Below are 8,863 nucleotides of genomic sequence, written 5' to 3' on the forward strand. Positions count from 1 at the left end.
CTCATACCGGCCCCGGCTCAACCCGGGCCCTGCTCATACCGGCCCCTGCCCGACCCGGGCCCTCCGCGTGCGGTCCCGGCGCCGTGCCCGACGGCGGGCCGGTGCCGTCAACCGGCCCGCTGCGGTCCGCCGTACGCGGAGGCCACGCCCCCCGCCATCCCCTCAGGAGTGACATGTACCAGCTCTCAGGCGTCACCAAGCGCTACACCCGCGGCAAGGAGACCGTCGAGGCCCTCGCCGGGGTCGATCTCACCATCGACGACGGCGACCGGCTCGTCATCCAGGGCCCCACCGGAGGCGGCAAGTCCACTCTGCTCCAGATGCTCGGCGGCCTCGACCGCCCGACGGCCGGCAGCGTCGTACTCGACGGCGTGGATCTCGCCGGGCTGGGCGAGGCCCGGCTCACCGCCGTACGCGCCGAGAAGATCGGCTTCGTCTTCCAGAGCTTCAATCTGATCCCCACGCTCACCGCGCTGGAGAACGTCGAGACGGCTCTCGTCCCGCTGCGGGTGAAGGCGGCGGAACGGCGCGAGCGCGCGGCCGAGGCCCTCGGCTCGGTGGGGCTGGGGGAGCGGCTCGGGCATCTGCCGGGCGAACTGTCGGGCGGTCAGCAGCAGCGGGTGGCGATCGCGCGCGCCCTGGTGAAGCGGCCCGTGGTGCTGCTCGCGGACGAGCCGACCGGGAACCTCGACGAGGGCACCCGGGACGACATCGTCGACCTGCTGGAAGGGCTCTGGAAGAAGCACTCCCCGACCTTCGTGACGGTCACCCACGACAGTGCCGTCGCGCGGCGCGCACCCCGCCTCGCGACCCTTGAGGCGGGGCGGCTGACGGTCGCGGAACAGGTTGTTCCGGCTCCGTGAACCCCTGCGCCCCCGTGCCCTCGGGACGACATCCGCGGCCGTCCGGACGTGCCGGCGGGGGGGCTTGCGGGAGAGGCGGCCGGGAAGGTCCCCCGGCACCGGTGTCCGGCCGCTGCCCCGGCCGGTCACCGGTGCCGGTGCCGTTCCTCCGGGCCACATCGGTCGGCGCGGGCGGCGCGCGGAGGAGAGAGGCGGGGAGGCGGGGGGACGGAGGGGGAATCGGTGAGGCGGATCCTCAGCGGACCCTGCCGTAGAGCCGGTAGTTCACCGCGATCATCATGCCCAGGCCGACGAAGAAGCCGATGGCCGAGGCCTTCAGCACGGCGGCACCGCTGAGGCCGACCAGAAAGCCGATGGCACTCCCCGCCAGCGCGCCGTAGGCCAGCGAGCGCACCTCGCGGATCATCTTCCCGCGCACGCTGTGGATGGCCAGCCAGAGCGCCAGCAGCGCGACACCCGCCACGATGCCGAGCAGCCAGGCCCTGCCGAGGGAGGCACCGCCCTCCTGATCGAGAAAGCCGGCGTAGAAGCCGAAGATCACGCTGGTGACGACCGGCGTCCGCCAGATGTTCCGCCCGCGGGGCCGGGCGTGCGCCGCTGTGCCGCGGCGTTCCGCATGGGTCTGCATGGCGCGGCTCCTCTCTCCCGCTGCCCCCGCTCTTCCAGGGCACACCCGGCCGTCCCGTACGTCAATTCGAGCGCGGTGGCGGCAGGTCGCGTGCCGTCACGAGACGGTGCTGTGCGTGTAGTGCGGCAGGCCGCTCTGCCGTCCCACTCCGGCGACCATGTCGTCGGGCACGGTGGAGGGGACCTCCCAGCCGCCCGGGTAGACGGGGTGACCGTAGGAGTCGTTGAAGTCGTACGCGTCGTCGAGACCGGCGCTGCCGCGACGATGCCGTCCGGACCGCGCCTCCCCGCCCTGGGCGGTGCCCGCCCAGGGCGGGGAGAGCCGCCCCTCGGCCGACAACTGCTGGGCCCGGGAGATCAGCCGGGCCAGATCGAGATGGAACTCGGCGGCCAGGACCTGGAGATCGACTCCGGTCTGCCAGCTGCCGACGAGCAGCGCGTCCATGGCCCCGGTCCAGCGCGTCTCGCGGGACGGCTGCTGCGGGGAATGCGGCTGTGCCGGGGGCTGCGGCTGCTGCGGGAGAGGCGACGGGGACTGGTGCTGGGTCTGGAGCAGCGGTTGTGCCTGGTTCTGCGGATGGTGCTGGTAGTGCGATTGCTGTTGCTGCTGCTGGTAGGGCTGCTGCTGGTAGGACTGCTGCTGGTCGTACGCGTAGGGCTGCTGCTGGTCGTACGCGTGCGGGTGGTCGTACGCGTGCGGGTGGGCGTAGTACTGATACGCCACTGGGTCCGCGTACACCTCGGGTGCCGGCCCGCCGGCCTCGTACACCGGACCCGGCGCCCCGGCCGCCCCTGCGGGCTGCGCCGCGGCAGCCTCCGGCGCCGTCATCGCTTCCGCCGGCGGCTGTCCGTCCTCCAGGGCCATCGCCGCGGCGGTCAGCACCTCGTCCGCCACCCCGCGGGCCTCCGCCCTGCCCACCGTCCGCCGCGCGACGCGGACTTCGCGCTCGTTCAGTCCCAGCACGCCGGCCGCCGCGCCGTCGTTGCCGACCGTGACCGCGAACGCCGCCAGCAGGCGCGACCTGTGCACCTGGGCCTCGTCCAGACTCGCCTGCGCCGAGCGCACTTGTTCGTCACTCCGGCAGAACGCCTCTGCCAGCACCGTGTTCCGTTCCCACCACTGCCGCGGCTCCATGACGCGACAACGCGTCTCCGGATCATCGGGTAACCCTCCGGACGCCGTTCGTTGGGCCAAGTGGGTGGTATGTCGCATGGACGTTTCTTCTGCTCGCTCATGCGTCCGCACCGGCCGTGCCCGCGCACGCCGCCCGCGCCCGCGCATGACCCCGGAGGTAATCGACCCCGTCCGGGCCCGGCGGCAGGATCGTCCACGGGAGCAGGGAATCCCCACAGGACCAGGGAAAGGCTAGGTATGACCGGCATGTCGAACGCCGCCTCCGCCGCATCCGGAACCGTCACGATCTCCAGCGGAGCCGGGCCCGCCGAGGCCGCCGGCCCCACGGGCCCCGCCGGCCGTTCCGGCGGGAACGCCGGGGAGGAGCGCACCCGGGAGACCGTGGGGGAGTTCCTGCGGCGGGTGACGGAGGGCGATCCCGACCGCATCGCGGCCCTCTACGCCGAGGAGATCGACTGGATGGTCGCCCCGAACCCGGTGGTCCCCTGGATCCGGCCCCGCCGGACCCGTGCCGATGTGGTGGGGCACTGGACCGACCTGGCCGCGCACACCGTGAGCGGGGAGGGATGGGCGACGGTGGACGCGATCGTCGTCGACGGGACCGAGGCCGTGGTCACCGGGGAACTCGGCGGGAAGGTCGGCGCCACGGGCAAGACCTTCAAGAGCCCTTTCGCCCTCCGCCTGACGGTGGAGGACGGTCTGATCACCCGGCATCACGTCTACGAGGACAGCCTCGCCGTGGCGGCCGCCTGCACCGTCGACAGTATTTCCTGACGGGCCGTCATTACAAGCTCGCGGCCGCGGCCTCGGCCCGCCCGCGGGCCCGGACCCCGGTCCGTCATCAACGATCCGCATGCGACCAGTCCCGGGAGGGGACCGTGCCCGCTTACGCCATCGGACACTTCACCAGCATCCGCCCGCATCCGGACGTCATCGAGTACGTGGAGCGGATCCAGGCCACGCTCGATCCGTACTCCGGCCGTTTCCTCATCCACGGGGGGCCGGTCGAGGCACTTGAGGGGGAGTGCGCCGTACACCCGGTCGTCATCGAGTTCCCGGGCATGGATGAGGCCCGTGCCTGGTACGGCTCGCCCGGTTACCAGGAGATCCTGCCGCTGCGCACCCGGCACGTCGTCGGTGAGGCCTTCCTGGCCGAGGGGGTCGGGCCGGACTACGACCCGGCCCGGAGGGGGGACGTGCTGCGCCTGTCGCTGTGAACGGGTCCGGTCCGGCGCATTCTCCGCACCGCCCGGGGCCCGCGCGGTGCCGGCCGGAGCTCTGTGACCTCTGGGGGGATCGGGGCCGCTGAGCTGGGTGTTGTTCCCCGCGTGGCCGTGCCGTAGGCGCCGCCCGTGCTCGGCGGCGCCTACCACGGGTCCGGAACGCGGCGATGCCCCACGTGTAACAACTGGCCGAGGAGTCTGGCATTCCGGTGTGGCCGCCCTTACTGTGGGAGCGCTCCCACGTGCGCGCCCCCGGAATGCCGTCCCTCTGGGCGGTGGTGGCCCGGGTGGCGGCGCCGGCCACCACGCTCATCGGCTCCCGCCGTCCTGACCCGCGGCCGGGCCGATGACCGGCCGGAACTCCGCGGCCCGAGAACGGAGTTCCGGCCCGGCCGGTGAGAAGACGCGGAGGCGCCACGGTCCCCCACAGTCCGTGGCGCCTCCGCCCTTTTCCCGCAAGCGGCCGGTGAGCCTGCCGCTCCGGCCCTCCGCCACCGCGCGGTGAGGGAGAGGGCGGCCGACTGTGCGACCTGCGGACGACCAGCCCGGTCGGCGTCGAGTCGGCCAGGACCGCGACCGCGACGACGGGGCAGAAGGTGAAGGCCGGCTCGGTCGGCGGCGGGGCGAGCGCCGGGCCCGGTCGGCGCCGTGGCCGGTATCGGGAAGACACCGGCGAACGACGCGTCCGTACGTCATGAAGAGGGCGGTCCGGCATCCCCGCGTGCGCAGTGCGGCGGCGCGCCGCTCGCCGGCTGTCCGTGCCGTGCCCGCAGCGGAGTGATCAGCTCGCCGGGGATCCGCCCTGCCGTCCGTCCGCCGGTATCGCGCCGGGGGGCAGGGGGCGGCCCTCACACAGCGCGCCGAAGACCTCGTCCGTGAGGACGTCCGGTCCGTGCGCGGCGAGGAGCGCCTGCGCGCGGCCGAGCGGGGAGTCCGCCGGGGCGGGACCCTCGGTGAGCTCGCCGCCGAGGATCATCGCGCCGAAGAGGGCTCCGACGCGCTGCGGGTCCTGCAGGTCCTGTGGGTCCATGCCGGGATCGTAGGTCCGGGCACTGACAGCGGGGCCGCGCCGTGGCGCACGGGGCCGGAGCCGGGGTCCGGGCCGGGGCGGGTGTGTGCGTTGGCGTCGTCCGCCCTCGGAAGCCGTGGCCCGTGCCCTCAGAGGTCGCGTTTCCCGTCGCTCCGCGGAGTCATGAACAGGAGGTAGAGGGCGATGGAGAAGCCGATCCCGAGGATGATCATCGACGTACCGCTCACGCTGCACCGCTTCCTTCAGCCGGATGTCACCGACAAGGGCTAGCACAGTCGCGGTCTCCGGCTCCACTTTCGTGGCTTCCCGTATACCGGCTGTTCACAGCCGACCACAGCAAGCGATGCGCGTGCGGTGCGGCCGGGCGGCCGGGGCCGGCACAGGCCCGGGCCCCGCCTGTCCGCCCGCCCGCCCGGTGGACCAGCTCTCGGCGGTGCCCCCCGGGCGAGGGCCGTCCGACCTGCGGTGATTCCCGGGCGCAGGGGAGGCCGTCCCGCGTATTCCCGGGCGGGCACGCGCCGAGGCGCCGTCACCCTATGCGACCGCGCGGATATGCCGCAGGGGAATGCCCGAATTCTCGTGCGATTGGGGCACGTTGCGTAACCTCCTGGTCACTGATGCGGGGTGACGCCCGCCGCAGCACGCTTGGGGGATGAGGAGGACACCGGCGTGTCCGGAATCGATGAGTGCCTGATGGAAGCCATGGTGCTGCCCGGTGCGCGGGGGGCCGCCGTGATCGAGTGGACCAGCGGGCTCGCCCTGGGCACGGCGGGAGACGCGCCCAACGGCGACCACGAGGTGACCGCGGCCGAGCTGGCCGAACTCGCCCGGCTGGCGGCCGAGCACACCGCCTTCGGCCCGGCCGAGGAGAACGAGGCCGGCGGCGGGCCCGCCGGGGGAGACACCGGCCACACGGCCTCCGGTGGACACCCGGGCCCGGCGGAGCGCTTGGCGGCGGCGCCCGGCGAAGGGCCCGCGGAGGTCCTCGTGGAGGACCTCCTGCTCACCACGCGCACCGGCTACCACCTGCTGCGCTTCGTCGAGAACACCCTGGACAGCAGTGTCTTCGTCTATCTGTGGCTCGGACGCGACGACGGGAACCTGGCCCTGGCACGGCTGCGACTGCGCGATCTGGTCGAACGGCTGGCCCTGGTATGAGGGCCGGAACCGCGACACGGCCGGCGCTCTCCCCGCTGCTCGTCCGCATGGCCGAACGGCGGGCGACCGGGGCGCTGTTCGGGGAGTCCGGCACGCTCTATCTGGTCGACGGGCGGATCGTGCACGCGGAGAGCCCGGTGGCTCCCGGCCTGGAGATCCTGCTGGCCGCCGGCGGGCGGCTGCCGGCCGAGGGCTGGCGGGAGGCGATCGCGCAGGCCGGTGCCCGCCGGGAGGTCGGCCGCTTCCTGGTGGAGAGCGGGCGGCTGGCCGGCGGCGAGCTGGAGATCTGCCATCTCGGCGCGCTGTTCGACGCGGCCTACTTCGCGCTGGCCCCCGGCCGCGGCCCGGTCCGCTTCCGCCACGGCGCCGCGCACTGGCTCGGCCCCGTACGGCCGGTGCGCGTCGAGGCCGTCGAACGGGAGACTCGGCGGCGCCGGGCCCTCCTGGAGGCGGTGTGGCCGCACCCGCAGGTCGACACCGCCCCCGTGGTGCGGCGCAGGCCGATACGGGCACCGGCGGTCACCCGCAGGCAGCGGGCCCTCCTGGATCTCGCGGACGGGGTGCGCACCGCCGCGGACATCGCCCGGCTGCTGGGCCGCCCGGCCTTCCACGCCCTGCTGGACATCCGCAGGCTCGCGGCGGCGGGGCTCATCGAGACGCCCCGCCCGGGGGCGCCGACGCCCCCGCCCGTCCTGCCCGCCTGGGTCGCGGACATCTCCGACGACCCGGACGTCGAACTGCTGCGCCGGCTCCGTGCCGCACTGGAGGCCATGTGAATTCCCCGTCCGCTCATGAGGCCCTCTCAACGGTGTCATGAGGCGAGTACTCCGACAGCGCGCCGAAAGGAGGCAGCTGATGAAGGCGGAACCCGAAATCCTGGAGGAACTCGGCCGGTTGAGAGCCCGCGTGCCCGGGGTGACCGGGGCTCTGGCGGCCAGCGCCGACGGGCTCGTCCTGGCGCAGGACGGCGCGGGGGACGGCGCCGAGGGGGTCGCCGCACTGACCGCAGCCGCCCTCGGGGTCGCCCTGCGGCTGACGGACGCCACCGGCCGCGGTGGCTTCCGCGAACTGCTGACGCGGGGCGACCGGGGCTACGTCGCCACCTACGCCGCCGGAACGGCGACCGTCATCACCGTCCTGGCCGGGCCGCGCACCAACGTGGGCCGGCTCCATCTGGAGGCGCGGCGGTCCGGCGCGCGCATCGGACAGCTGGTCGACGGCGCACTGGAACGGCCGGAGCAGGGCTGAGCGGACCGTACCCGGGCGGCGGCGGGGAGTTCGTGCTGCCGCCCGCACGGAGCGCGGCTCTTCTGCCGTACCGGCGCGCGGGTGCACGGAGGTACGGGCGGACGGACGCCACGGCGTCCGGGAGCGCGACCGTATGGGCGTTCGGCCTTCGGCTCGCCGGGCCGCTCGGTCCGCCCGGCCGGCCCGGGTCCCGTCCGTCCCGCGAAAAGACCCCCACAGAACAGAACACCCATCAGGGAAAGGAAGCAGGAACCGACATGAGCAACACGGAAACCGCTCTCAAGGAAGCGATGACGTCGATCGAGGGCGCCGTCGGCGTCGCGCTCGTCGACTACAACAGCGGCATGGCCCTGGGAACCCTCGGCGGCGGCAAGGACCTCGACCTGGGAGTGGCCGCCGCGGGCAACACCGACGTGGTGCGGTCGAAGGTGCGCACCATGGAACACCTGGGGCTGAAGGACGAGATCGAGGACATCCTCATCACGCTCGGCGGTCAGTACCACCTGATCCGGCTGATGAAGGGCCGCGGCAAGAACGGCCTCTTCCTCTATCTGGCCCTGGACCGCGGCCGCGCCAACCTGGCGATGGCCCGCCACCAGCTCAAGCAGATCGAGGCGGGCCTGGAGGTCTGACGCGGCGCCGGGTCCGCCGGACCCGGCCGGGGGCGCGGACGTGCCGCCGGAGACCCCGCCCACCCGCTCCCGCGGGGAGCCGTAAGGAAGCACGTCTTCCGGCTCCCCGCGGCACGGCGGGGATCGGGGGGCGCCGCGCGCGGCCCGCTTCCTCCACGGGGCGGAGCGTGTGCCGCGGGCCGGCCGCCCGACGGCCGGGTGAGGCGTTCTCCGTCCCGGGTGTGGAGCCGGCCCGGCGTCGGTGGCGGTGCCTAACGCCAGCCGGTGGCGGGCCCCGGCCGGACCGGTGCGATGCGGAACGGCCCCGCCGCACCGGCCGCGTAGAAGACGGTGGTGCCGTCCGTGCACGTCACCCAGACCGGCCGCTGCCATCAGACCTTCTTTCGAAGGGACCACCGGCTTCAGCCGGTGGGGGAATCGAATCCTTGGGCCGGAGCCGCGCAGCGGCGGAGCACGCTGCGTTGTCAGTGGGGGTCGGTAGCGTGAAGGAGCGGGCGCTGGCGGAGATGCTGCGGGATCACTGCTCCCTGTACAACGGTGCGTTGCAGGAGCGTCGTGATGCCTACCGGCACAGCTCCAGGACCTCGGTGCGGTACGGGGATCAGTCGGCGCAGTTGAGGGAGATCCGGGCGTTCGATCCGGAGCGTCAGGGCCGGTGGTCGTTCTCGAGCCAGCAGACGACCCTGCGCCGTCTGGACCGGGCCTTCCAGGCCTTCTTCCGGCGGGTGAAGGCCGGTGGCACCCCCGGATACCCGCGGTTCAAAGGGGTCGGGCACTTCGACACCGTGACGTTCCCGAAGGACGGGGACGGCTGCCGGTGGAACTCCACCCCCCCACGACACGCAGGTCCGGGTCCGCCTGCAAGGCGTCGGACACGTCCGCGTCCACCGGCACCGGAGCGTGAAGGGCCGGGTGAAGGCGGTCAGTGTCAAGCGGGAGGGGCGCCG

At 73.6% G+C, this 8,863-nt stretch carries 10 protein-coding genes and 1 pseudogene; 8 read left to right on the plus strand and 3 right to left on the minus strand.

The window, feature by feature from the left end; translation table 11 throughout:
- Nucleotides 1-173: 173 nt before the first annotated feature.
- A complete protein-coding gene (locus tag IF83_RS0125575; RefSeq protein WP_030548043.1) occupies nt 174-863 on the plus strand; it encodes an ABC transporter ATP-binding protein in 690 nt (229 codons plus the stop codon).
- A gap of 235 nt (nt 864-1,098) precedes the next feature.
- On the opposite strand, the gene IF83_RS0125580 is transcribed toward IF83_RS0125575, so the two are convergent.
- Both IF83_RS0125580 and IF83_RS35045 read right to left on the minus strand, forming a co-directional pair.
- On the minus strand, nt 1,099-1,491 hold the full coding sequence (locus IF83_RS0125580) for a hypothetical protein (protein WP_030548045.1): 393 nt from the start codon (nt 1,489-1,491) through the stop codon (nt 1,099-1,101).
- A gap of 96 nt (nt 1,492-1,587) precedes the next feature.
- Entirely contained in the window at nt 1,588-2,625 is a 1,038-nt protein-coding gene (locus tag IF83_RS35045; RefSeq protein WP_051723387.1) for a hypothetical protein, read from the minus strand.
- Nucleotides 2,626-2,871: 246 nt separating this feature from the next.
- Here IF83_RS35045 and IF83_RS0125590 point away from each other — a divergent pair, with 246 nt between their 5' ends.
- Together IF83_RS0125590 and IF83_RS0125595 are read left to right on the plus strand one after the other, a co-directional pair.
- A complete protein-coding gene (locus tag IF83_RS0125590) occupies nt 2,872-3,399 on the plus strand; it encodes a nuclear transport factor 2 family protein (RefSeq protein WP_051723405.1) in 528 nt (175 codons plus the stop codon).
- 104 nt (nt 3,400-3,503) lie between these two features.
- Nucleotides 3,504-3,842: a DUF1330 domain-containing protein gene (locus IF83_RS0125595; protein WP_030548051.1), complete on the plus strand. Its 339-nt coding sequence runs from the start codon at nt 3,504-3,506 to the stop codon at nt 3,840-3,842.
- A 787-nt stretch (nt 3,843-4,629) separates the two neighbouring features.
- Here IF83_RS0125595 and IF83_RS0125600 read toward each other — a convergent pair.
- Nucleotides 4,630-4,878: a hypothetical protein gene (locus IF83_RS0125600; RefSeq protein WP_051723389.1), complete on the minus strand. Its 249-nt coding sequence runs from the start codon at nt 4,876-4,878 to the stop codon at nt 4,630-4,632.
- Nucleotides 4,879-5,547: 669 nt separating this feature from the next.
- Between IF83_RS0125600 and IF83_RS0125610 the strand changes: the two genes are divergently transcribed.
- The 5 genes and pseudogenes from IF83_RS0125610 to IF83_RS35050 all read left to right on the plus strand — a co-directional run.
- Entirely contained in the window at nt 5,548-6,036 is a 489-nt protein-coding gene (locus IF83_RS0125610; protein WP_030548055.1) for a hypothetical protein, read from the plus strand.
- On the plus strand, nt 6,033-6,812 hold the full coding sequence (locus IF83_RS0125615; RefSeq protein ID WP_030548057.1) for a hypothetical protein: 780 nt from the start codon (nt 6,033-6,035) through the stop codon (nt 6,810-6,812). Before IF83_RS0125610 ends, IF83_RS0125615 begins: the two co-directional genes overlap by 4 nt.
- Before the next feature lie 37 nt (nt 6,813-6,849).
- Nucleotides 6,850-7,284: a roadblock/LC7 domain-containing protein gene (locus tag IF83_RS0125620; protein ID WP_078843864.1), complete on the plus strand. Its 435-nt coding sequence runs from the start codon at nt 6,850-6,852 to the stop codon at nt 7,282-7,284.
- 257 nt (nt 7,285-7,541) lie between these two features.
- Nucleotides 7,542-7,916, plus strand: a complete 375-nt coding sequence (locus IF83_RS0125625) for a hypothetical protein (protein WP_030548061.1) — start codon at nt 7,542-7,544, stop codon at nt 7,914-7,916.
- Nucleotides 7,917-8,422: 506 nt separating this feature from the next.
- Nucleotides 8,423-8,863, plus strand: a pseudogene (locus tag IF83_RS35050) (RNA-guided endonuclease TnpB family protein); the annotation flags it as partial.

Origin of the sequence: Streptomyces albus subsp. albus (assembly GCF_000719865.1) — a bacterium.
Taxonomy (GTDB): domain Bacteria; phylum Actinomycetota; class Actinomycetes; order Streptomycetales; family Streptomycetaceae; genus Streptomyces; species Streptomyces albus_E.

Coding starts and splice junctions, on each gene's coding strand:
- IF83_RS35045 (WP_051723387.1), bottom strand. CDS start 2,625: ATGGAGCCGCGGCAGTGGTGGGAACGGAACACGGTGCTGGCAGAGGCG.
- IF83_RS0125615 (WP_030548057.1), top strand. CDS start 6,033: ATGAGGGCCGGAACCGCGACACGGCCGGCGCTCTCCCCGCTGCTCGTC.
- IF83_RS0125600 (WP_051723389.1), bottom strand. CDS start 4,878: ATGGACCCACAGGACCTGCAGGACCCGCAGCGCGTCGGAGCCCTCTTC.
- IF83_RS0125575 (WP_030548043.1), top strand. CDS start 174: ATGTACCAGCTCTCAGGCGTCACCAAGCGCTACACCCGCGGCAAGGAG.
- IF83_RS0125590 (WP_051723405.1), top strand. CDS start 2,872: ATGTCGAACGCCGCCTCCGCCGCATCCGGAACCGTCACGATCTCCAGC.
- IF83_RS0125620 (WP_078843864.1), top strand. CDS start 6,850: ATGAGGCGAGTACTCCGACAGCGCGCCGAAAGGAGGCAGCTGATGAAG.
- IF83_RS0125580 (WP_030548045.1), bottom strand. CDS start 1,491: ATGCAGACCCATGCGGAACGCCGCGGCACAGCGGCGCACGCCCGGCCC.
- IF83_RS0125625 (WP_030548061.1), top strand. CDS start 7,542: ATGAGCAACACGGAAACCGCTCTCAAGGAAGCGATGACGTCGATCGAG.